Source organism: Microvirga sp. HBU67558, from assembly GCF_018069605.1.
Lineage (GTDB): Bacteria > Pseudomonadota > Alphaproteobacteria > Rhizobiales > Beijerinckiaceae > Microvirga > Microvirga terrae.
The window spans coordinates 29,486-52,795 of record NZ_JAGPUP010000541.1 but is presented as its reverse complement, the minus strand read 5'-3'; the positions used below and the strand labels follow the sequence as shown (position 1 = coordinate 52,795).

The following is a 23,310-nucleotide window of genomic DNA, read 5'->3' as shown; positions in this document are numbered from 1 at the left end:
TTCCCTGAGCGCCGGTGATGAGACCTCAAATTAAGTGACTAGCGGTGCAGCCGAGCAGAACAGCTCGAAACCGTCTATCAGACCATAGTCAGCTTCAGCTTAGCTTCCACTGCCCCCGTGCTTTCGTTTTATCTCAATAACTTAGCAGTTAAGGAAAAGCTTAGCTTTTTTGCCTTTGAGGCAATAGGGGCAAAAGACTGTTGGCTGCCGGACGAGCATTGCTCAGCTGGAGAGGGTAGGGCACGTCAGGAGCGAAAAGCGGACCTTCACACGGCCAAGCTGAAGGGTAGTTCGTGACCCATGCCGACATTCTCATCTGCTTTGATGGCCCTAAGCCTCTCCCAAGGAGGCGGATTTCAGCAAGAGCGGGCTTTGGCCCGCATCTGCGTCGGTGTTATCCCCGTCCAACGCCGGAAGGCGTGGGTGAAGGCGCTGACCTCCTGAAAGCCGAGCATCCAGGCAATGCGCGAAATTGAAATACTTGTATCCTTAAGATAGCAAAGGGCCAGATCCTTGCGCATCTCCTCGCGGATTCCGAGGAAGGTCAGGTTCTCTGCCGCCAGCCGGCGCGCCAGGGTCCGTTCGCTCACGCCCAGCGTTCGTGCCACTTCGCCTGCACGGCCCTTGCCATGAGGCAGGAGCGGAGCGAGAGCGTTCTCCACGCTCGCGCGGATCGGGCTGGCCGGATTGGCCCGCTGGGCAAGAGCCTCCTCGCCGTAGCGGACCAGGAGTTCATTCAGATACGGATCCGCCTTGACCAGCCGAAGCTGCGATGCCCCGCGGGCGAAGGCGACGTCGTCAGCGTTCGACGCAAAGGCGACCTCACAACCGAAAAATGCATCAAGCTGACCCGAAGCGCTCCAGCGCGGATGAGCGAAGCTGACCCGGATGGGCCTGAGCTCGGTGCCGGTTAGGGTTTGACAGATCCGGACGAGCGTCCGGGTCCAGAACTCGACCTGGTGGCGATCCGTGTGCCGCGGCACCCCGACATAGCTGTAGCGGAGGCTCAGATCGCTTCCCGCCTGACATCGCAGCCTTACGCCCTCATTGGTGATGGTGCTGTACCGATCGGCGCGGGCCAACGCCTCGCCGAGTGTCGCCGAGGAGGCCAGCACGAAGTAGAGCAGGCCGCTCTCCCGCAGATCGAATGCCTCGGCGAGATGGAATCCCAGCAACTCATCGGGAAGGGCGTCCGCCATCAAATTCAGGAAAGAGATCTCGCTCGCCGCATTCACGCGGGCCTGCCGGTCCTGGATCTGGGACGCAGTCAGACCGGCCTTGCGCAGAATCGGTCGAGGATCGAGGCCTGCCGCAGTGGCTCTCGCAAGAGCCAGGCGGGCGACAATGCCGATTGAGGTGGGATGCATCAGTAGAGGTGTCGAGGAAAAGTTTCGCATCGGGCACGCTCCTCGCTGCGACAGGTCCCGCATTCCAGGCTGGAGGCTGGAGCGGGCAAGGCTCTGGCGGAAGATAGCAAGATCGGTCTGGACCGTCTCCGGTATGAGCAGCCCCTCCCAGCATGACGTGATTGGCAGGCGGCAGGAGCCTCTTTCCTCCCGCGAGAAGCCAAGGCTGCGTGCGCCGCTGGAGGTTCTCGTGCTAATGGAGAATGGAATGCTGCAATCGATTGACGACCATGGAGCTAGGTCCCAACTGGCGCCGCTTGCTGGGTCGGCCACCGAGGCGTATAATTTGTGCTTAATTAACGTCCCTGCGTTGGACTTGGGCTCCCCCGACGAGCCACTTTTTATCGACAGCTTTGCCGACGTCGCTCCTGAACCGCGTGGTTGCGTGAACCCGAAGGACGAGGAGCTGCTCGCAAGAGCCGCAGCTTCCATTAGTGCGCGGACCTGATCGCAAAACTGAGGCCTCCCTGGAAGTATGCAAGAGATCTAGGGCAATTGCGTTGCCGTGGCTTGTGCACACAAGGTCAGAAGTTTTGCGGCCGTCCGCTCACCAACCTCACTAATCGGCACCTGTGGCGATCCGAATGAATGGAGAATATCAATGTCGCAACAAACATCACTCCCGAACCAGCCTAACCCCGCAGCAGCCTCAGCGGCCGCAACCGCGTTGAATGTGCCTCCTGCGGGCCTAGCTCAATCCGTCGGACACGATGCGATCCGTCCCTTCCGTGTCGACATTCCGGAAAGTGAAGTTACCGAGCTGAAGCGCCGCATCAAGGCAACCAGATGGCCAGAACAAGAGACGGTCGCGGACGAATCGCAAGGAGTCCAACTGAAAACAATCCAGGAGCTCGCACGGTATTGGGCGGACGAGTACGACTGGCGCAAAATCGAGTCCAGGTTGAACTCGTATCCCAATTTTATCACTGAGATCGATGGCTTGGATTTTCACTTTATTCACGTCCGCTCCAAACATGACAATGCCATGCCGCTGCTGATCGCACACGGCTGGCCGGGCTCGATCGTTGAGCAAGTGAAGCTGATCTAGCCCCTGACTGATCCGACCGCGCACGGTGGAAGCGTAGCGGATGCGTTCCACGTCGTCATTCCATCGATGCCGGGCTACGGCTTCTCGGGTAAGCCACGCACGACCGGTTGGAACGCCCAGCGCATCGCACGCGCCTATGCTGAGCTGATGTCCCGCCTTGGTTATGAAAAGTATGTGGCGCAGGGCGGTGATTGGGGGTCGATCGTCGTCAACTACATGGGAACTCAGGAACCCAAGGGACTGCTCGGCATCCACACCAACATGCCTGAGGTGATACCGCCCGAGATCGATGCGCTCATCTGGTCCGGCGCCCCTCTGCCCGATAATCTGTCGGCCGAAGAGAGGAAGGCCTGCGAGCAGGTTCGTGAGAATAAGTTTGGTTACGCGATCGTCATGGGCACGCGTCCGCAAACGCTAACCGGGCTGGTGGATTCACCCGTCGGCCTGGCGGCCTTCATGATCGACCACGACTGGAAGAGCCATGCCATGATAGCGAGGTCGTTTGCCGGGGTCAAAGAAGGCCTCTCACCCGACGATGTCCTCGATAACGTCACGCTCTTCTGGTTCACGCGCACCGCGATTTCGGCGGCCCGCCTTTATTGGGAGCAAACGGTAGCCGGAAATTCCTTCTTCGCAACCAAAGGGGTCAAGCTCCCCGTCGCCTGCAGTGTGTTCCCTGACGAAATGTATGTAGCACCGAGGAGCTGGACAGAGAAAGCGTATCCCAATCTCATCCATTTCAATAAGCTTCCAAAGGGCGGACACTTCGCAGCCTGGGAGCAGCCGGAGTTCATGATCTCCGAGATCCGCACGGGGCTCAGGCCACTCCGCCAATCGCTCTGAAGACTTCGGCGCGGCCATGGGAGCGTTAGACGCCTTCATGGTCGCGGCACCGGCATCGAGACCGCGCGATCCGTCTGAAGCACCGCAGAGCGAAGCCGGCTGATTGCTTATTCGCGTGCACCTGGTTCAGCTTGCGTGGCACGTAGGAGGTTGTCGCGGATACTCACCACGGTTTTCTGCGCTGCGGGAAAGTCCTCTCCGAGCCCAGTAGCTTCAACCAGCGCCGCTCCGGGATCCATTTCAACCAGTTTGCGCCCGGCGGGCGTCAGGCTCACCCGCACCTGCCGTTCGTCGGCGGTGTCACGTTGACGTTTAAGGTAGCCGATCAATTCGAGCTTCTTGAGGATCGGAGTCAGCGTGTTGGATTCCAGGAACAGCTTTTCGCCGAGCGCCCGGACCGTCTGGCCGTCTTCCTCGGAAAGGGCCACCAGGGCAATGTACTGGGTGTAGGTCAGGCCAAGCTTGTCCAGGAGTGGCTTGTAGGCGCGACCGAAGGCGAGGTTCGCCGAGTAGATCGCAAAGCACAGATAGTTCGCAAGCTTCTTGCCTTCACTGGTGGCCGGCTGGGAATTGGGCCCCGGCAGGGACGGGGTCTGATCTGGGCCTTGGGTGGGCATGGGCGTCTCCGTGGGCTTTGCTGTTCGGGCCATATATAAATCGCATACGATTAAATCGGAAGTGCTTGACATCGATCTTTCAGAAGCGTATTTGCCTCGCATCCGAATTGATCGGATGCGATTCAACTTGTCCAGAAAGGATAGTGCCATGCCTGCCAAGGTTCTCTTCACCGGAAAGACCCGCAACACCGGCGGCCGCGACGGCGGCAGCCGCAGCAGCGACGGCTTTCTTGACCTTAAGCTGTCGCAGCCGCACCCAGCCGCCGAAAACCTGTTCGGCGCTGCCTGGTCAGCCTGCTACATCGGTGCGCTTGAACTCGCCGCCGCCCAACGGAAGGTCACTCTCCCGACCTTGCCCACGGTTGATACCGAGATCGATCTGGTCCTCGACAGCGGCTCCTATTTCCTCCAGGCGCGCCTCGACGTCAGCCTGCCCGGGCTCGACCGCGAGGTCGCACAGACGTTGGTCGATGCGGCGCACGGGATCTGCCCGTACTCCAAGGCAACGCACGGCAACATCAACGTTGAGACCAATCTGCTCTGAACCGGATCGGCCGGGCCCGCCTCGTCGGCAGGCCCGGCTCCTACACGAGACGCATCGCAGTCCGGCGCCTAATCAGCAAGGCATGACGTCCCGTTTGCCGATGCACGCCGATCTGGAAGACACTCAAGGGTCAGCACCCCAGTACAGTTGCCCGATGCGGAGCAAGTCTTCCAGGAGCGGACGATCGAACCCCATCAGCCGCTGTGCAATGTGAGCTCAGCCGACCGGTAGCCTTGTTGTCCCACATTGCTTTCTGCTGTCCTCGGGTATCGTGACGAAGGCCGACACTTCGAATTCCTGATGCTTGGCGCAAGGGTACCCTGGTCCAGCGCGAGGTGGCCACGCTTACTGCCATCAAGCGGGCGATGGTGCAGCTCTTTCACTGAGTCTTGGGCCTGTTTTGTAGCCCAGCCCGCTGGCAAGATTGCCACCATCGAACGAAGCCATTGCTTCAGCTTCAAATGGAGAATTTACATGTTCGTCGCTTTTGTTCTTTCCAGGATCCATGCCTTCCAGCGGTACCGTGCGTCCATCCGTGAGCTGTCCCATTTCACTGACCGCGAGCTCGATGACCTCGGTATCTCCCGCAACGAGATCGATACCGCCGCGTAGAGCCTCGCATGCAGCAGCCGCGGCTCCCGTGCCTTCCGACGGGTGCATTCATCTGACCCCTTTTTATTGTTGAGATCACTCTATGACCACACATCGCACCGAGGTCCTGATCATCGGGGCCGGACCGGCCGGCTACACCGCCGCCATCTATGCTGCCCGTGCCAACCGCAAGCCGCTTCTTGTGACCGGCATTCAGCCGGGCGGACAGCTCACCATCACGACGGATGTCGAGAACTACCCTGGATTTGCGGAGCCCGTTCAAGGGCCATGGCTGATGGAGCAGATGCGGCAGCAGGCGGAGAATGTCGGCACCAATCTGGTGTACGACACCATCACCTCCGTTGATCTCTCCAGACGCCCGTTCCGGGCTGAGGGTGACTCCGGCAATACGTACATCGCTGACGCCCTCATCATTGCAACGGGCGCTCAAGCCCGCTGGCTTAGATTGCCCTCAGAACAGATCTTCAATGGGTACGGAGTCTCGGCCTGTGCAACCTGTGACGGCTTCTTCTATCGCAATAAAGAAGTTGTGGTGGTCGGTGGCGGGAACACAGCCGCGGAGGAAGCCCTCTTTCTATCAAACATGGCCTCCAAAGTTACGATCATCCATCGCCGTGATCGCCTCCGGGCAGAGCCCATCCTGCAGGACCGTCTCCTGGGCAAGCCGAATGTCGAGGTGATCTGGAACCACGTCATCGACGAGGTGATCGGCAAGCATGAGCCGGTGAAGGCGGTGACTGGCGTTCGGATCCGTGACGTGAACACGGGCGTGACCAAGGAGCTCTCCACGGACGGGCTTTTCGTTGCCATCGGTCATGATCCCGCAACCAAGCTGTTTCGCGGTCAGCTTGAAATGGACGAGGCCGGCTACATCAAAGTCGGCTCCTGGTCGACGAAAACCTCGGTTCCCGGGTGCATGGCCGCCGGCGATGTGATCGACCCGGTGTTCAGGCAGGCCATCAGCTCCGCCGGAATGGGGAGCATGGCGGCCCTGGAAGCTGATAAATTCCTGGCCGAGCATTCTCCTGACCCAATCACTCGTTCGATCGAGAAGCGTGAAGAGCAGATGGCCGGCGCGTGGGCCTGAGCGGCTTTGGCATCAAGCTCCTGAGCGACGAATCCATCGAGTGCCGAGCATGAGGGGCGCCGCAGGTGGGCGTGCTTTATGTCAGTCTCGCGATCTGCAAAGCTACATTCGATAGGTTAGATCAATGATGCGCCTGACCTTGAGCCTGTCCGACAAGCCCGCCACCACCTTGGTGGAGCGGGCGATCATGGAGTTCCGCAGCGCCCGTCCCGTCGTGATCGACGGAGCTGAGGGCAACGCGCTCGTGGTCGGCGTCGAGGATCTCGACGAGGCCATGAGCGCACAGATCGAGGCCGTTGCGGGAGGGCGTGCCCATCTCGTCCTGCCGGCGGCACGGCTGCGCCGCCTGGGTCTTGAGCGCGAGGTGCCCGGCCGGGTGGCTCTGCCTGTGGTGCACAGGGGTCGCGTGGAGGCGCTCGCCCTCAAGGTCGACGGCCGCATCGACGCGCCGGTCCGTCCAGCCGATGCCATTGACGGGGAGGCGCTGGAACTCGCCCGCCTGTCGCTGGTCCTGCCGGCCGTGATCGTGGTTCCGCTGGCAGCGGGCATCGAAATCGACCCGTCCCTCGTGCGTGTCTCCGGCGAGGCCGTCCGGGGTTACCGGAGTGCCCAGGCACAGGGCCTGAAGATCGTCAGCCGGGCACCGGTGCCCCTGGAGGGCGCGCCCACCAGCGAGTTTGTGGTGTTTCGCGGCGGCGAGGGCCTGCGCAATCAGGTGGCGATCGTCGTCGGCAAGCCCGACCTCTCCAAGCCCGTCACCGTGCGGCTGCATTCCGCCTGCCTCACGGGCGATCTATTCGGCAGCCTGAAATGCGATTGCGGCGACCAGCTGCGTGAGACCGTGCGCTTCATGGCGCAGAGCGAAGGCGGCATTCTGCTCTATCTCGACCAGGAGGGGCGCGGGAACGGCATCGCCAACAAGATCCGCGCCTACAAGCTCCAATCCCAGGGCTACGACACCTATGACGCCGACGAGGTTCTGGGCTTCGAGGCGGATCAGCGCCGCTTCGATTTCGCGGCCGTCATGCTGCAAGAACTCGGCGTCGGCAAGGTCCGCCTGATGACCAACAACCCCGAGAAGATCGCAGCCCTCACTAAGGCTGGGCTCGAGGTGATTTCCGATCACCGGGTGCTGGGCCGGCCCACGGCGGAAAACGTCAGCTATCTGGCCGCCAAGCGCGACCGCGCCGGACATTACATCGACCTCGAGGGCATGCTCGCCCGTAACAACAAACAATGACGTCGCCGCTCAGTGGAGATGACGGCGTCATCGAACCACCAGCGTTGCTGGAACGGTTCAGCAGTCTTACCGATTGATCCACTGCAGGAAGGACTATTCGGATGAGTGATGTGGCAAGGGGCAGCGGCGCATCCAGCAAGGCGGCACTCGAACCCAGTCTTCACCGGGTGATGGGACCGGGTCTGCTGCTGCTCTTCATCGTTGGCGACATTCTCGGCACCGGCATCTACGCATTGACCGGACAGGTGGCAAAACAGGTTGGCGGCGTCGTCTGGCTGCCTTTCCTGGTGGCCTTCGTGGTCGCGCTGATCACCGCGTTCAGCTATCTCGAACTTGTCACCAAATACCCCAGGGCCGCGGGTGCCGCCCTCTACACCCACAAGGCTTTCGGCATTCATTTCGTTACCTTCCTCGTGGCCTTTGCCGTGATGTGCTCAGGCATCACCTCCGCATCCACCGCTTCAAGGGCTTTCGCGGCCAACTTCTCGTCCGGTTTCGGTCTCGGACTTGAAAGCTTTGGCATCACACTCGTTGGTCTCGCTTTTATGGCGCTTGTCGCGATCGTCAATTTCCGCGGCGTTGGCGAGAGCCTGAAGGTCAACGTGGTGCTCACCTGCATCGAGCTCACAGGCTTGCTCATCATCATCGTCATTGGCTTCTGGGCCATCGGAACAGGGCAGGGCGATGTATCCCGTGTCGCTACCTTCGAACCGGCGGGCGACCGCGGCGTGTTCTGGTCCGTGATTGCGGCAACGACGCTGGCTTTCTTCGCCATGGTGGGCTTCGAGGATTCGGTCAACATGGTCGAGGAGAGCAAGAACCCCTCAAAGATCTTCCCGAAGGTTCTCCTCACCGGTCTCCTCGTTACAGGCCTTATCTACATTCTCGTGTCCATTTCGGCGATCACTCTCGTCCCGGCCGCCGAACTCGGCGAGGGCGAGGCGCCGCTCCTCAAGGTGGTCTCAGCCGGCGCACCGGGTTTCCCGCTTGGCATCTTCGGCATCATCACGATGTTTGCGGTTGCCAATTCGGCGCTGATCAACATGCTGATGGCGAGCCGTCTCGTCTATGGCATGAGCCGCGAGGGCGTGCTCCCGCCCATCCTCGGCCGGGTGCATCGGGACCGGCGCACCCCGTACGTTGCAATCGCCTTCACATCGCTTCTGGCCTTTGGCCTTGTGACCTTCGTCGGCGCGGTGCCGGCGCTCGGCGGCACGATTGCGCTCCTCCTTCTCGGTGTCTTCACCATCGTCAATGTTGCGGTACTGGTGCTGCGAAAGGACAGGGTCGACCACGAGCATTTCAGGAGCCCGACGATCCTGCCGGTTCTCGGCGCAGTCTCCTGTGCGTTCCTCGTCGGGCCCTGGACCGGCCGTGCCCCGGTCCAATACGCCATTGCCGGCATTCTGCTGGCCATCGGCGTCGTGCTCTGGTTCGTCACCGTGAGGGTGATGCGCTCGCAGGGACTGAATCCGTCAGGGGAAGAACTTGCTCCGATGAGCCACTCCGGCCTAGTGAATTGAACACGCGGTGGCGCGGCAGTTCGGGGGATTGCCGCCCGGCACGGCTCATGGCTGGTCTGGAGAGCCGGCGATTACGGTCGAACTCCGATGACAGATCGTCGACCATAGCGGGTGTCCCGGGCCCTTCTAAATGAAAGGCACTCAGCATGAGTAGCCAGCCTAAAGCGATCGGTTACTCGCTCGACCGCGTGGCAATACCCGGCGCAATGCCGGTCGCATCGGCGAATGCCGCCTGACGGTCGACCGATGGCAACCCTCCCCATCCTGGCTGCCGTAGCTGCGATCGGCCTTATGGGATTCGCGATCCAGCGCGGCGGAACCTGCACCGTCGCTGCGATAGAAGAGATTGTCGCCGAGCGGCGGTTCGGGCGACTAGCCGCATTGGTCGAGGCATCGCTCTGGGTCGGCGGCGGCCTCGTGCTGCTGAATGCGGCCAGCCTGCTCCCGGCGATGCCGGTCGGTTATGCAGCCGGCATCACTACCGTCGCCGGCGGCATGCTGCTCGGCATCGGTGCCTTCGTCAACCGCACCTGCGCGATTGGCACGATCGCAAGGCTCGGTTCAGGCGAGTGGGCCTATCTCGCCACGCCGGTCGGCTTCTTTCTCGGTAGCTTGGCGGTCATCCACCTGCCTGCCCCTGCACGATTGGCCGAACCATCGAGCGTGCTTGAGGCATCCGCCTGGCTCGCCATCCTCTGCCTTGTGCTTATCGCAGCTCGGCTGTTCACCCATGGCCGGACGATCCGGCGCAGGGGCATCACGCCGCTCGCGCATATCTGGTCACCGCATGTTGCGACGACGATCATCGGAATCACCTTTCTCACGGCGTCCCTGACAGTGGGGAGTTGGACCTATACCGAGACGCTCGCCGGGATGGCACACGGCACGACAGTCGACCTGGCACCCAGGCTGCTGCTGTTTGCCGCGCTGCTGGCAGGGGCGCTGCTCGGCGGCTGGACGGCAGGGCGGTTCAGGCACGTCACGCCGAACGCAGCGAGCGTCGGGCGTCGCCTTGCGGGTGGCACGCTGATGGGGGCCGTCGTTGCCCTAGTCCCGGGCGGCAACGACGCGCTGATCCTGGTCGGCATGCCGCTGCTCTGGCCCTATGCCTGGCTCGCGTTTGCCAGCATGTGCTGCGCGATCTACCTCGCGATCCGGGTTGCACGCTCGACAGTGCAGTGACCATCATCGCCTTCATGCCAGACGGGACTGGGGCGGTTGCGGCTTTACGCAGTTTGATTGGAACGAGGCCCAGCCACCATGAATCCCGCCTCCTCGAAAGCGGCACCCAGGGACTTTGGCACGCGAGGCCTCAGGGAACTTTACGATCTGTTCGGAAATCCCGATGGGAGTGATGGGTGATACGGCGGCCTTTGCTGTCGCAAACCCGGATTACGTGATCGTCCCCTGACGCTGCTCCTGGCCGTGAGAGCCCTTCCCAGCGCCAGCGTTGGGGAGGGCTGTGACCCGCACGCCTCAGCAAGCGTCTATCTGGCCGATGGTGCAATGGTACTATCAAAATGCAAGTCGCATTCACAATTTCCGCAAACTCCGACAAGCTCCCGCAATATCGGAATAGTCGTTGACTAGGCGTCAAAGAGTATTCAATTCATGATAACGCGTAAGTGCTTTCCAGGCACGTACAGCAAGAACCGCGGAATTGGAGCAAAAAGGCTGGTCATCGAACCGGCTCGGCGTGCTGTCTAGGCGCGAGGGACTGGCAAACAGCAGCAACCGAGGCCACCATGAGACAGGACCATATTGTTTCACCTGTGGCTGGAGACTGCGATTGAGGCTACCCTCGAGCCAAGAGCATATCCCCAGCAAAGAACAAGCAGTAAGCAAAGAGTGTGGTGTTTGACCTGCAGATTCCTTGCCGAAGCCAAGCCCAGACTTCCGGACCTGTAGCACGCAAGAGAATCCGCACTTGGCGCTCATCGTGGTGCTTGCCACCGCATGTCCGCTCAACTCACCGATGGGACGGCAGCAATGGCAGAAACTGGGCAGGCGGTACGTCTCCAGGTCGCGAATGCTCCCCTTGGCGATGCAGGACGCGGCCTAGCTCGGATGAGCCATCAGGCACTCACAGCGATGGCTCTTCAGGAGGGAGAGGCTATCGAGATCATCGGCAAACGCCACACGACGGCTCTAGTCGTTGGCCCTTATCCTGAGGACGAGGGGCTCGACATCCTCCGCCTCGACGGTCTGCAGCGCGTCAATGCCGGGGTCGGCAGCGGCGATTATGTCGAGGTCAAACGGGCCGAAGTTCGCCCGGCAACGCGGGTCGTGCTCGCTCCCGCCCAGAAGGGTTTCCGTCTGCAAGGTTGCAGCGATGCCCTGAAGCGCACCTTCCATCAGCGTCCGCTCACAGCAGGCGATGTGATCTCCACCTCCGTCTGCACCCCCAGCATCGCCGGCTCCCGCCTGCCCGACGAGCTGAGCGGGATGTTGAACATTCCGGCCTTCGGCCTGCAGGAGATCCGTCTCGTGGTCGTCTCGACCGAGCCCCGCGGCATCGTTCAGGTCACGGCCAAGACGGAAGTCGATCTTCGTCCGCAGTTCGAGGAGCCGAAGGAGGTGCGGCGGGCGGACGTCACCTATGACGACATCGGCGGCCTTGGCAGCACGGTCGATCAGGTCCGCGAGATGGTGGAGCTGCCCCTGCGCCACCCCGAACTGTTCCAGCGCCTCGGCATTGACCCGCCGAAGGGCGTCCTGCTCTACGGCCCCCCGGGCACCGGCAAGACCCGTTTGGCCCGGGCCGTCGCCAACGAGACGGAAGCACAATTCTACCACATCGCAGGCCCCGAGATCATGGGCCGTCACTATGGCGAGTCCGAGCAGCGGCTGAGGCAGGTGTTCCAGGAGGCGCAGCAGAACGCACCCGCCATCATCTTCATCGACGAGATCGACAGCATCGCGCCCAAGCGCGAGGAGGTGACCGGCGAGGTCGAGCGGCGCGTCGTGGCGCAGCTCCTCACCCTCATGGACGGGCTAGAGCCGCGCCAGAACATCGTGGTGATCGGCGCCACTAACCGGCGTGAAGCCATCGACGAGGCTTTGCGCCGTCCGGGCCGCTTCGACCGTGAGATCGTGATCGGCGTTCCGGATGAGCCCGGTCGGCGCGAGATCCTAGCGATCCACATGCGGGGCATGCCCTTGGCCGAGGACGTGAACCTCGACGAGGTCGCTCGCACATCCTATGGCTTTGTCGGTGCGGATCTCGCGGCTCTCTCCCGCGAGGCGGCCATGGACTCCCTGCGGCGGATCCTGCCGGGCATCAACCTCAGGGACGGCATGCCGACGAACGTGCTTGAGAGCCTGCAGGTCACACGGCAGGACTTCCTCAACGCCATGAAGCGGGTCCAGCCCTCGGCCCTGCGCGAGATCATGATCCAGGTGCCCAACATCACCTGGGACGACATCGGCGGTGTGGAGGAGGCTAGGACCCGCCTGCGCGAAGGCGTGGAGCTCCCGCTCAAGAACCCGGGGTCGTTCCAGCGCCTCGGCATTCGGCCCGCCAAGGGCTTCCTGCTCTTTGGCCCTCCCGGTACCGGTAAGACGCTACTGGCGAAGGCTGTCGCCCGTGAAGCCCAGGCGAACTTTGTGGCGACGAAATCCTCCGACCTTCTCTCCAAATGGTATGGCGAGTCCGAGCAGCAGGTCTCGCGGCTTTTCGCCCGGGCACGACAGGTTGCCCCGACCGTGATCTTTATCGACGAGATCGACTCCCTTGCTCCCCTTCGCGGCGGGCTCGGTGAACCTGCGGTCACAGAGAGAGTGGTCAATACGATCCTGGCAGAAATGGACGGCCTCGAAGAGTTGCAGGGCGTCGTCGTCATGGCGGCGACGAACCGGCCGAACCTGATCGACTCCGCGCTGCTGCGCCCGGGCCGCTTCGATGAACTGATCTACGTGCCGGTGCCGGATGCCGCGGGCCGGCGGCACATCCTCGGCATTCACACTAAGGCCATGCCGCTCGGCCCTGACGTAAATCTTGATGAAATTGCCGAACGGACCAGCCGCTTTACCGGAGCCGATCTCGAGGATCTCACACGCCGAGCCGGTCTACTGGCCTTGCGTGCAACCCTTGAAGCGCAGACCATCACGATGGCCCATTTCGAGCAGGCCCTGCGGGAGGCACGGCCCTCGGTCACGCCGGAAATGGAGCGCGAATACGAAGACATGGTGGGCACCCTGAAGCAGCAAGGACCGCAGCGCCAAGCGATTGGCTTCCTGCCTTTGAGACAAGCTTCTTAATAGGAGGGCAGAGGTCTTGCCCGGCCCAAGCACATCGCTCCAATGTCCAGCTGCGTAAGCCCAGCTCTGCCTGTCTAGGCGCAACAGCCAGGTCATTCGGCTCCTTCTCCTTACATCCGCAAGAGAGCAATGTTGGCGGCCCCGAATTGTACAGGAGGCAACTTCATGAACCTTCGTCTGCACAATTCGATGACGCGAACGGTAGAGTCTTTTGTGCCTCAGGATCCCCACCGGGTCACCATGTACGTTTGTGGTCCTACGGTCTACGACACGCCGCATTTGGGCAATGCCCGGCCGGCAGTGGTCTTCGACGTGCTCTTCCGCCTGCTCCAACACTATTATCCGCAAGTTGTGTACGCCCGGAACTTCACTGATGTCGATGACAAGATCATGGAACGGGCTGAAGCGGATGGAGAACGCATCAGCGACCTGACGGAGCGCACGATCCAAGATTACCATGAGGTCACGGACGCATTGGGTGTCTTGCGTCCAACCCACGAGCCCCGCGCAACCGGCGCCATTGACCGGATGCTCCACATCATTGGCCTCCTGATCGCCAAAGGGCACGCCTATGAGGCCGAAGGGCACGTGCTCTTTCATGTGCCGTCCTACCCAGCCCACGGACAGCTCTCCCGGCATCTCCAAGAGGATTTGGAGGCCGGTGCGCGTGTCGATCCCGCCGCCTATAAACGCCATCCCTCGGACTTCATCATGTGGAAGCCCTCCACCGCGGACCAGCCCGGCTGGGACAGTCCCTATGGCCGAGGACGTCCAGGCTGGCACATCGAGTGCTCGGCTATGATCGAGGCTGTGCTGGGGACCACCATCGATATTCATGGCGGCGGAGCTGATCTGCGCTTTCCTCACCATGAGTGCGAGATCAGCCAGAGCCAGTGCGCCCATGACGGAGCTCCCCTGGCTCGTTACTGGATCCACAACGGCATGCTTCTCATAGACGGGGAGAAGATGGCCAAGAGCGCCGGGAACTTCACCACGGTCCGGGATGTGCTTGATCAAGGGGTCTCTGGCGCTGTGATCCGGTTAGCGCTGTTGATGGCGCATTACCGCTCCCCGCTCGACTGGACCCAGCAACTGCTTCGAGAGGCTGCCACGACACTTCAAGGCTGGCATAGAGCTCTCGACGGCATTGCCGCCAGTGAAGTAACGAAAGATTATCACGCGCCTGTTCTGGAAGCCCTCGCGAGCGATCTGAACACGCCTTTGGCGATTGCGGAGATGCACGGACTCGCCCACGATCTGAGGACTGGGAGACCGGAAGATCGGATCCCCATTGCAGCGGCCATGCGGGAGGCCGGCAGTATTCTTGGATTCGATCTCGACAACAATGATGAGTTTCTGCGCGGTCACCTGGATGAGGAGGTCAGACCCTTGATCGTGCAGCGTACGGAGGCCCGCCAAGCGAGGAACTGGGCTGAATCGGATCGCATCCGGGACGTTCTGACGGCCAAGGGGGTGGTCCTGGAAGACACGCCGAACGGGACAATTTGGTACAAAGACTTGAAATGAACGAAGACCAGCCCACGGCCTGAAGGTCACAAGTCCGATGGAGCCGAGGAGCGGAGACACCGCCTCACACGAGCCGTTTCCCGCTGCCTGCGCAGCCGGATTGATCGTGGCAGGGTTCTTACCCGTGCGCCGAAGGCCGCAGGTACGATTGGATGCACGCCCTGGCGTCGTGCTGTGCGGACGGTCAGGCGTCCTTGCGCTCCAGTAGCTTCAACTCGGCCCCGCAATCGTCGCACATGCCCAGTGCCGGTGCCGAGATCATCTGAACCGTGCGGCAGTGCGGGCAACCTTTCAAGGCCGGGATCAGCAATCCCTGCATCTGGCCTGCACCTTGACGAAACGCCTCACTGAATTGGACGGCTTGGTCAAACATGGGTGCCTCCCATGGAAAGCTTGATGCTGCTCCCAACGGCCCAACCCGTCAACCGGATCGACTTGCCCTTGCTGCTGCCCAAGGCTACCTGGCAACCACTGGCCCGGCGCTGGCTTCAAGGGTGTCCTCAAGGTTGATGAGGCGTCCGAGACGATGAACTTTTGGGCAGCCTTAGCAAGGTGAACTCGGGCCGAGTGGCGTTACTTCTACATTGAGATACATTTTTCCAGATATTCGGACACATGTGAGATACGAACGTCCAGCAGGCTTATGCGGATGGTACCCAGAGCCTCAGTTGGAGCTTGCCCTCCCAGTGGAAGGGCGATCTCAGCCCATCTGCAAAGGACGTTTCATGGCAATCGACAGAAGGGTCGTAATTGTGACCGGCGCGTCGCAAGGCATCGGTGCCGCTCTCGTCAATGGATATCTTGACCGCAATTATTGGGTCATCGCGACGGCACGGTCGATCAAGCCGTCAGATAACCCCAACGTTCTCGTCATTCCCGGTGATATTGCTGATCCGGCAACGGCGGAGCGCGTGATTGACGAAGGTTTGATCCGCTTCGGACGCATTGACACGCTGGTCAACAACGCCGGCATCTTTGTTTCCAAGCCCTTCACCGACTATACTCAAACCGACTTTGCCGCTGTTCTCCACGTCAATGTTGCCGGCTTCTTCCACATCACCCAGCTTGCGATCGCCGAGATGGAAAAGCAGGGCAAGGGCCATATCGTGCAGATCACGACGAGCTTGGTCGATCACGCGATCGATGGTGTGCCGTCCGTGCTCGCGTCGCTGACGAAGGGTGGCCTCAATGCAGCGACCAAGTCACTTGCCATCGAATACGCCAAGCGCGGCATTCGGGTGAATGCCGTCTCGCCGGGCATCATCAAGTCGTCCATGCATCCAGTCGAGGCCCACGCAGCCTTCGGTCCTCTGCATCCTGTTGGGCGCATGGGGGAGGTCTCCGACATTGTGGAGGCCGTCCTCTATCTTGAAACCGCCGGCTTCGTGACCGGCGAAATCCTCCACGTCGACGGCGGTCAGAGCGCGGGTCATTGATGCCATGCCATCCGCCACGTCACAGCGCAGACTGCTTGAATGGCTTGGCATCGACCCGAGCCGCCGAACTGAAGCCGGCTTGACCCAGTAGAGTGAGACCGATCCGTGAGCCAGTCCCGGGTCAGGAGCTCCCCCTGACGTTCGACCTCGGCCGTGAGGATTCGCGGTCGTTAGAACCTTGAGAATGAGGAGACACAGATGAATACATCGACGTCCCAGGGCACCGCCCTGATCACCGGCGCCTCGTCCGGCATCGGTGCCATCTACGCTGATCGCCTAGCCCGGCGCGGCCGCGATCTGATCCTCGTGGCGCGGAACCAGACCCGCCTCGCGGGACTGGCGGCCCGGTTGCAGAACGAGACCGGCCGCTCGGTCGAAATCCTGCCTGCTGATCTCAACGACGACGGTGATCTGCGTCGGGTTGAGACGGTCCTGCGGACGAACAGCAAGATCTCGATGCTCGTGAACAATGCCGGCATCGGCGGAGCGGCTCCGCTTCTGGCCTCCGATGTCGACGCGATGGATCGGATGATCCGGCTGAACGTTCTGGCGCTGACCCGCCTGACCTACGCGGCCGCCCCGGCCTTTGTGGAACGCGGCGGCGGCACGATCATCAACATCGCCTCCATTGTGGCCGTCTCGCCGGAAACCCTCAACGGCGTCTATGGCGGATCCAAGGCTTTCGTCCTGGCCTTCAGCCAATCCCTCCAGCACGAACTGGCCGAGAAGGGTGTGTGGGTCCAGGCGGTTCTGCCCGGCGCGACCGCCACGGAGTTCTGGGACCTTGCCGGGTTGCCGGTGAACAATCTCCCTGACGAGATCGTCATGTCGGCGCACGATCTGGTCGACGCGGCGCTCGCCGGTCTGGATCAGGGCGAGACGGTCACTATCCCCTCGCTCGAGGACAAGGCAGAGTGGGATGCCTACGACGCGGCCCGGCGAGCGATGGCCGGCAAGCTCTCGCGGACGAATCCCGCCAGCCGCTACAAGGTGGGCTCGGTCTCGGCCACGCAGTGATTGCTGGTGATGCGCTGGCTGAGTCGGGTCGATCGGTGCAGTGCGATGCCTTTGACACCAGGATCGTGATTGCACCTCTGCGGCCCCCGCACTCGGGAGGTCGCAGAAGCTGTTGCGGGGTACGTTGCCTGACCCAAAGCCCAACACACCAAGTTTTTAGACGCTGTCACGGCCTTGGTGTTCAGGCCCGGCTGCCTTGGTCCACAGCCAGGGCGAAAACCTCGTGCTCGCCGTCCAGCCCCTTGAACTCAAATCGGCCCAGAGGTCGGGTGAATGTCGCCGGCAAGGCAGAGGCGAAGGTTTCAGAGCAGACCACGGTCTCGCCGCTCGCCTTGGCGATCCCCTCCAGACGGCTGACGATGTTCACCGCCGGCCCAACCACTGTTAAGTCCAAGCGGGTGGGACTGCCGATGTTACCATACATCACTGGACCCACGTGAACCGCGGCGATGAAGGGCGGCAGATCCTCGGCCCGGGCCGCTGCGACCGCCTGCGATACGGCACGCACAGCGGCCTGACAGGCCGCTGTGCGGTCTCCCTCGCCAACCCGGAAAATCGATAAGGCTCCGTCCCCGAGAAATTTGAGAACGTCGCCGCCCTCCGCCTGCACGGCATCGACCACCGCCTCGAAATAGCGCCCCAGGGTCGCCACGAGGCGAGCTGGCGACGACGTGAGCGAGAGGGGCGTAAATCCACGCATGTCCGTGAGCAGGATGGCCGCTTCGGTCTCGACGATGTCGCCGCGGCGAATGGCACCGGCGAGCACACGCGCCGCCGGACCCTCACCCAGAAAAGTGGCCAGCAGGCTTGCGGTCGAGCGGCGCATGGCGATGGCTTCCAGGGCCGCCGAGAGGGGAACGGAAAGGTCCTGGATCAAGGCAACGTGGCTCTCGGCAAAGCCGCTGTCGTGCCGCGTGGCGAACATCGCCGGCTGAATGATTCCGTTTCCGAAGACCACCGGGACCGCGACGTAGTCAGTAAAGCCGGCGCTCGCCAACTCATGGAGGACCGTGTGATCCTCAGGCTTCAATTGGCCGAGCCGCCGCCGGAAACACGTACGGGTCTCGATGACATGCTGGGCTGGGCTGCCGACATAGGTGGGGGTATCGAGGAGGGCACGGTCCAAAGTGAACATCTCGGCCGGCTTCTCCGGCACCCAGGTGATGCCCCAGGCGGTCAGCAATGGGTTATCGACCTGCATGGCGATCCGCAGCCGGTGCAACGGGGCTCCCATTGCGATCAACTGCTCTGCGAACCCAGAGGTCACGGTCAGGGCGTCGCCGGACAGGCGCGCCGGTCCGATCAACCACGCTAAAATCCCTTCCGCTCTTCGTGCCCAGGGAGCCGAAACCATGGTCTGACGAGGAGGCACCATGGAGCCCATCCTAAATCAAACGGCGGCTTGGCGCATCAGCCTGCCCGGCGACTTGAATGCCGGAAAGGCCCACTCGGCATGGGCAAGCCTGGGTGTGCATTGGGCGGGGGTTATGGCAATATCCTGATGGTTCAGGCCGGAAGACGACTGAGGCCACAGACGCAGGGGTAATTCGCACCGTCAGCTTCACGGTAAACCTCCCGAGCCAGGAGAGTGAGGCCCATGGATACCTTGCCTTTCAACATTGATCGTGAAGCCAAAACATCGCTCTCGTCCCAAATCTACACGGGCCTTCGCGATGCAATCCACGGAGGGACGCTCGCTCATGGCGCGCGGTTGCCATCCTGGCGTGATCTGGCGGCTCAATTGGGGGTGTCCCGGGGCACGGTTCGCGTGGTTTATGAGCGGCTGCTCGATGAGCAGCTTCTCGTTTCCCGCGGTCCCAGCGGCACCTGGGTCGCTGACACACCCATTGCTCCACGCGCGTCGCCGGAGCCGTCCAGCAGCCATCCCTTTCCCAGCTTGTTCCCGGACTTCAGCAACCGGCCGACGGCCTTCCAGATGGGGGTACCCGCCCAAGACACCTTTCCGTTCAAGCTATGGACCCGCATGATGCTGCGGAGCGCCCGCATGGCAGCAATGCATCCGGTCAGCTATCCGGATCCACGGGGCACCATCGCCCTCAGACAGGAGATTGCATCCTATCTCGCCATCGCCCGTGGCTTGAACTGCACGGCGGATCAGGTGCTGGTGACCGCGGGCTTTGCCGGAGCGCTTGGAATTGCCGTCCGGAGCCTGAAGCTTGAGGGATCCAGCGCCTGGTTCGAGGATCCCGGCTTTCCGTTGACACGCAGGGCGCTTCAGATCGCGGGTATTACCATCATACCGGTTCCTGTCGACGAAGAAGGCCTTCAGGTCAGTCAGGGAATATCAAAGGCACCACACGCGGCTTTGGCCGTTGTGACGCCAGGCCAACAAGCGCCGTTGGGAATGACCATGTCACTCGACCGGCGCCGGGACCTGCTCGCGTGGGCGACGAGCCAGAACGCCTATATCATTGAAGATGACTATCTCGGTGAACTGCAACTGCACGGGCGGGCGGCGCCAGCACTCGCCTCCATCGATCGCGCTGGCCGGGTGCTGCATATCGGTACGTTCAGCAAGACGATTACCCCGGCACTGCGCCTCGGCTTTATAGTCATCCCGCCTCATCTGGCACAGGCCTTCGCCGAAACAGCCGCCTGCCTTGCGCCAGCACCGACGGCGGCGATCCAGCAAGCCGTTGCCGATTTTATCAGCGAGGGGCATTACCTGCGCCATCTGAGGCGGACGAAACGCCTCTACGCCACCCGTCAGCAAAAACTGGCCGACACGATCCGCGAGGTTGCTCCATCCGGCTATTCGGTCGACGGAACTGGAGGGCTTACGGTACGCCTCGACCTCCCACCTCACTGTGACGACGTTGCAACGGCTGAGCGGGTCCTGTCATATGGAATGTCGCCGGTCGCGCTATCACCATGGTACCACGACACACCAGTGCAACGGGGCCTCCTGCTGGGCGTCACGAATTATTCGGAACGAACGCTGCGGAAGGACTGCATTAAGCTCATCGAACTCTGCAGGGCAAGTACACATCAATGATGCGAGGTCCCGCCGTCGCTTATCAGAGTTCGCGCCTTATCAAATGTGGTCGAGCTCCCGTTCGTCCGGCGTGCCGGGTCCAGCGAATGAGCTTCACGTACCTGTCGCCGCACCTTCGATACAAGTTCATGCACGACTGAGGGTTCTAAGCGGAGCCGCGCCGCGACCTCTTCAGCGGGCACACCGAAGACAGCATGGAGGAGGAAGGCAGAGCGCTCCAATGCCGAGCGCTGCTCGAGGGTGAGCATGAGCGTTTGCGTCAAATCGCTGGACATTACGTTCCCTTCAGATGATCTGATGATGGAAGCTCAAGTTGGTCAGGCTTGACGTTTCCGCATGTCATTCCCGTCGGCTGTTCCAACCTCCTGCTTCCGCCCGCTCTTTGGCGACCAGTGATCCCAGGCCCGGAATGGCATGAGATCCTGCCGGCTCATGCGGGGGTTCGGGCTCTGCTCAATCTCGTAGCGGGACAGGCCAAGGTCTTTGAGGTCGCGGTCGGAAAGGCGAGACAATTCCCGGAGTGACGCACGATGCCGCCTGAAGGACCGGATTGTGGAAAGGACATGAGCGACAAACACGGGAAATCCTCACTTCGTTGCCTGAATGACTTCAACCGCGATCTTGCGCCTTGGGTGGGCTGACGGACAGGTCCAAGACCAGGCACAGTTTGTGTACCATTGCCGGTTCAGGCCTCATTATGCTGTTTGGCAGAACGTCATGAAGTCGGTGCCGCGACCTTCGTCACGATGTGGGAGCGAGCCTCAAGTGTCCGGTGCACCGGGCATTTGTCGGCGATCTCCGCGATCTTCTCCGTCACCGCAGGCCCGGGGTCCGTCTCGAAGGTGATTTGGCGCTCGAACTGGTCGATCTTGCCGTTGCGTCCTTCTCCGCAGCTAACGCATTCCTCAGCATGTACCTTGGCGTGCCGCACCTCGACCGTAAACGGCGGCAGCTGCCAGCCTTTGCGCTCGGCATACAGCTGGAGCGTCATTGACGTACAGGCGCCGAGCCCCGCCGACACGAAATCGTACGGACTGGGGCCACTGTCCAGTCCGCCATAACTCTCAGGCTCGTCGGCAAGGAACCGGTGCCGCCCGGCTTCGACGACCTGCTGGAAGCGGCCCTCACCCGACGCCCGAACGAGGACGCCATCGTGATTGGCACCCGCCTCGGCATGCGACGAACGCGCCAGATGCCGGCCGTACCAGGCGCTGATCACCTCTGCGACAAAGGCCGCGTCCTCATGGCGAGTCAGGAGATGATCCGCGCCGTCGAGGGAGACGAAGCTCTTCGGATGCTGGGCAGCCTCAAAAATTCGCTTGGCGTTATCGACTCCGACGATGTCGTCATCGGGAGCATGCAGGACAAGCAGAGGACGACCAAGATTGCGGATCTTCGTCTCGAGATGCTGCCTGCGGACGTCGTCCAGAAACTGCTGTTGGATCGCGAAGCGGCGTCCAGCCAGCTGCACCTCGGCCTCGCCCTGACTTTCGATGGCGGGCACATGGCTGCGAAAGCTTGAGATCACGTGCGCAGTATCAGCCGGAGCCCCGATCGTGACCACCGCCCGGACCTCGGGCAGGTCTGGGGCCACCGCAAGCACGGCAGCGCCACCGAGGGAGTGTCCGACAAGGAGTTCGGCGGGACCAAAGTGCCTCGTCAAATACTTGGCGGCTTGCCGGAGATCCTCGACATTCGAGGAGAAGTTGGTTTTAGGGAACTCGCCGCCCGAGGCCCCCAGGCCGGTGAAGTCGAACCGCAGCACCGCGATGCCCCGTCTGGCGAGCTCGGACGCGATCCGCCGGGAGGCGAAGAGATCCTTGGAGCAGGTGAAGCAATGGGCGAAGATCGCATAGGACCGGATCCGACCGAGCGGGAGTTCAAGCCGGGCGGAAAGCGGGTCACCACGGGACCCTGGAAAGGCTACCTTGAGGCTCTGCATCTTCGTTTCCTATGTGCAAATGAAGGGTTCTACGATTCCCCGATAACGATGTAGGAATATTCCACGCAACACGGTGCGTCCGAGTTGCACCCTGAGACCCAGCTCACGCAGTGCCGGGTCTCAGAGGTCTATGTCACATTCAAAGGAACCGGCGGCGGTCAGTGGCTTGCCGCGGCCAGCGGTACGGCGCGGAAACTGATCGCCAGACGGTTGAAGGCGTTCATCAGGCCGATCGCGATGGTCAGGTCGGCGAGTTCCTTCTCCGAGAACGTGGCGCGAGCTTCGGTATATGCCTGCTCGGGCACATGCGTGTCGCTGACCCGCGTGACCACTTCGGCCCATTTCAGCGCCGCGCGTTCGCGATCGCTGAACAGGGTTCCGCCTTCGTCCCAAGACTGGACAAGCACGAGCTTCTCGACCGGCACTTCGGCCTTGAGCAGGTCGCGGCTGTGCATGTCGATGCAGTAGGCGCAGCCGTTAATCTGCGAGATGCGAAGGTAGACCATTTCGATCAGGGCTGTCGGCAAACCGCTTTGGGCGACATAGCTGTAGACCGTGCCGAGGGCCTTCATGCCGCCCGGGGCGGCGGCCGCATAGTTCATCCGCTGTGACATGATGGCAATCCTTACTTCTGTTCTGGAACGACCAGGGAATCTCTGGGATCGACGACAAAGACAGCGAGCAGCTTTGCCGGTTCGCTGTCGCTGGCGTTCTCGCTCACTCTGTGGTGCGAGCCGGGATTCTCGTACCAGCCTTCGCCGGCCTGGTAGACTTTGGCAGGCTCGTCGCCAACTTGGCTGCGAATGGCGCCGGCGACCACATGCGCATAGATGAAAGCCGAGTTCGGATGATAGTGGGAAGGCGACCTGCCGCCTGGCGTATAGGTCACCTCAAGGGCGATCAGGCTCTTGCCCGGGATATGCGGGATAGCACGTTCAAAGACCGGTTTCACAGTCTCACCGTTGGCCTGCGCCGCAGCCGTCTGGGAAGACGGTGCTGTGGTGGCATGCTCCGGCCCGTGTGCGGACACGGTCGTACCCGTGAGTGTGATTGCGAGGCCAGCGGCGCCGGCCAAACTCAAAATTTTGATCATCCTCATTGTCTTCTCCTCATGTTGGGATCAGGAACGCTGAGATCTTGCCGATGACGCGGGCCCCAAAACAGGCCCAAGAACGGGCAAAAAGCCTGTACC

The 23,310-nt window shown here is 61.8% G+C and carries 19 protein-coding genes and 1 pseudogene; 12 read left to right on the top strand and 8 right to left on the bottom strand.

The annotated features are described in order from the left end of the window. Window positions 1–356: 356 nt before the first annotated feature. On the bottom strand, window positions 357–1,397 hold the full coding sequence (locus KBI52_RS20865) for an AraC family transcriptional regulator (protein ID WP_247654536.1): 1,041 nt from the start codon (window positions 1,395–1,397) through the stop codon (window positions 357–359). A 610-nt stretch (window positions 1,398–2,007) separates the two neighbouring features. Between KBI52_RS20865 and KBI52_RS20860 the strand changes: the two are divergent. Further along, window positions 2,008–3,297: pseudogene (locus KBI52_RS20860) on the top strand (epoxide hydrolase family protein). Window positions 3,298–3,404: 107 nt separating this feature from the next. Here the strand turns inward: KBI52_RS20860 and KBI52_RS20855 are convergent. Beyond that, on the bottom strand, window positions 3,405–3,914 hold the full coding sequence (locus KBI52_RS20855) for a MarR family winged helix-turn-helix transcriptional regulator (RefSeq protein WP_210811281.1): 510 nt from the start codon (window positions 3,912–3,914) through the stop codon (window positions 3,405–3,407). Window positions 3,915–4,062: 148 nt separating this feature from the next. Here KBI52_RS20855 and KBI52_RS20850 point away from each other — a divergent pair, with 148 nt between their 5' ends. The 8 genes from KBI52_RS20850 (at window position 4,063) to cysS (ending at window position 14,707) form a co-directional block, all read left to right on the top strand. Further along, window positions 4,063–4,458, top strand: coding sequence for an Ohr family peroxiredoxin (locus KBI52_RS20850; RefSeq protein ID WP_210811280.1), 396 nt, complete (start codon window positions 4,063–4,065; stop codon window positions 4,456–4,458). Window positions 4,459–4,758: 300 nt separating this feature from the next. Continuing rightward, complete coding sequence (locus tag KBI52_RS34235) at window positions 4,759–5,070, top strand: DUF1127 domain-containing protein (RefSeq protein WP_371823195.1); 312 nt, start codon at window positions 4,759–4,761, stop codon at window positions 5,068–5,070. An 82-nt stretch (window positions 5,071–5,152) separates the two neighbouring features. Further along, on the top strand, window positions 5,153–6,157 hold the full coding sequence (trxB, locus tag KBI52_RS20840; protein WP_210811274.1) for a thioredoxin-disulfide reductase: 1,005 nt from the start codon (window positions 5,153–5,155) through the stop codon (window positions 6,155–6,157). Window positions 6,158–6,284: 127 nt separating this feature from the next. Continuing rightward, complete coding sequence (gene ribA / locus KBI52_RS20835; protein WP_210811300.1) at window positions 6,285–7,397, top strand: GTP cyclohydrolase II RibA; 1,113 nt, start codon at window positions 6,285–6,287, stop codon at window positions 7,395–7,397. 101 nt (window positions 7,398–7,498) lie between these two features. Continuing rightward, complete coding sequence (locus KBI52_RS20830; RefSeq protein ID WP_247654535.1) at window positions 7,499–8,920, top strand: APC family permease; 1,422 nt, start codon at window positions 7,499–7,501, stop codon at window positions 8,918–8,920. A 246-nt stretch (window positions 8,921–9,166) separates the two neighbouring features. Continuing rightward, window positions 9,167–10,102 carry a YeeE/YedE thiosulfate transporter family protein gene (locus KBI52_RS20825; RefSeq protein ID WP_210811271.1) on the top strand — a complete coding sequence of 312 codons (936 nt, stop codon included), beginning with the start codon at window positions 9,167–9,169 and terminating at the stop codon, window positions 10,100–10,102. A gap of 807 nt (window positions 10,103–10,909) precedes the next feature. Continuing rightward, window positions 10,910–13,180 (top strand): CDC48 family AAA ATPase, encoded by a 2,271-nt coding sequence (locus KBI52_RS20820; RefSeq protein WP_210811268.1) that lies wholly within the window; start codon window positions 10,910–10,912, stop codon window positions 13,178–13,180. A 165-nt stretch (window positions 13,181–13,345) separates the two neighbouring features. Beyond that, window positions 13,346–14,707 (top strand): cysteine--tRNA ligase, encoded by a 1,362-nt coding sequence (cysS, locus tag KBI52_RS20815; protein ID WP_210811264.1) that lies wholly within the window; start codon window positions 13,346–13,348, stop codon window positions 14,705–14,707. Between the two features lie 184 nt (window positions 14,708–14,891). Here the strand turns inward: cysS and KBI52_RS20810 are convergent, their stop codons facing one another. Beyond that, the gene (locus tag KBI52_RS20810; protein WP_210811260.1) at window positions 14,892–15,080 is read right to left on the bottom strand and encodes a hypothetical protein; all 189 of its coding nucleotides are present in this window, start codon (window positions 15,078–15,080) and stop codon (window positions 14,892–14,894) included. A gap of 352 nt (window positions 15,081–15,432) precedes the next feature. Between KBI52_RS20810 and KBI52_RS20805 the strand changes: the two genes are divergently transcribed. Together KBI52_RS20805 and KBI52_RS20800 are read left to right on the top strand one after the other, a co-directional pair. Continuing rightward, entirely contained in the window at window positions 15,433–16,143 is a 711-nt protein-coding gene (locus KBI52_RS20805; protein ID WP_210811293.1) for an SDR family NAD(P)-dependent oxidoreductase, read from the top strand. 198 nt (window positions 16,144–16,341) lie between these two features. Further along, window positions 16,342–17,160, top strand: a complete 819-nt coding sequence (locus KBI52_RS20800) for an SDR family oxidoreductase (protein ID WP_210811258.1) — start codon at window positions 16,342–16,344, stop codon at window positions 17,158–17,160. A gap of 181 nt (window positions 17,161–17,341) precedes the next feature. Here the strand turns inward: KBI52_RS20800 and KBI52_RS20795 are convergent, their stop codons facing one another. After that, the gene (locus tag KBI52_RS20795) at window positions 17,342–18,535 is read right to left on the bottom strand and encodes an adenylate/guanylate cyclase domain-containing protein (protein WP_210811253.1); all 1,194 of its coding nucleotides are present in this window, start codon (window positions 18,533–18,535) and stop codon (window positions 17,342–17,344) included. Window positions 18,536–18,757: 222 nt separating this feature from the next. On the opposite strand from KBI52_RS20795, the gene KBI52_RS20790 reads away from it, so the two are divergent. Next, window positions 18,758–20,176 (top strand): PLP-dependent aminotransferase family protein, encoded by a 1,419-nt coding sequence (locus tag KBI52_RS20790; protein ID WP_210811249.1) that lies wholly within the window; start codon window positions 18,758–18,760, stop codon window positions 20,174–20,176. Between the two features lie 317 nt (window positions 20,177–20,493). On the opposite strand, the gene KBI52_RS20785 is transcribed toward KBI52_RS20790, so the two are convergent. The 4 genes from KBI52_RS20785 to KBI52_RS20770 all read right to left on the bottom strand — a co-directional run bounded on the left by KBI52_RS20785 (window position 20,494) and on the right by KBI52_RS20770 (window position 23,217). Next, window positions 20,494–20,754 (bottom strand): DUF1127 domain-containing protein, encoded by a 261-nt coding sequence (locus KBI52_RS20785; protein ID WP_210811245.1) that lies wholly within the window; start codon window positions 20,752–20,754, stop codon window positions 20,494–20,496. A gap of 137 nt (window positions 20,755–20,891) precedes the next feature. Beyond that, a complete protein-coding gene (locus KBI52_RS20780) occupies window positions 20,892–22,118 on the bottom strand; it encodes a bifunctional alpha/beta hydrolase/OsmC family protein (RefSeq protein ID WP_210811243.1) in 1,227 nt (408 codons plus the stop codon). 158 nt (window positions 22,119–22,276) lie between these two features. After that, window positions 22,277–22,732 (bottom strand): carboxymuconolactone decarboxylase family protein, encoded by a 456-nt coding sequence (locus KBI52_RS20775; protein ID WP_210811238.1) that lies wholly within the window; start codon window positions 22,730–22,732, stop codon window positions 22,277–22,279. 11 nt (window positions 22,733–22,743) lie between these two features. Next, on the bottom strand, window positions 22,744–23,217 hold the full coding sequence (locus KBI52_RS20770) for a cupin domain-containing protein (protein ID WP_210811234.1): 474 nt from the start codon (window positions 23,215–23,217) through the stop codon (window positions 22,744–22,746). Window positions 23,218–23,310: the final 93 nt, after the last annotated feature.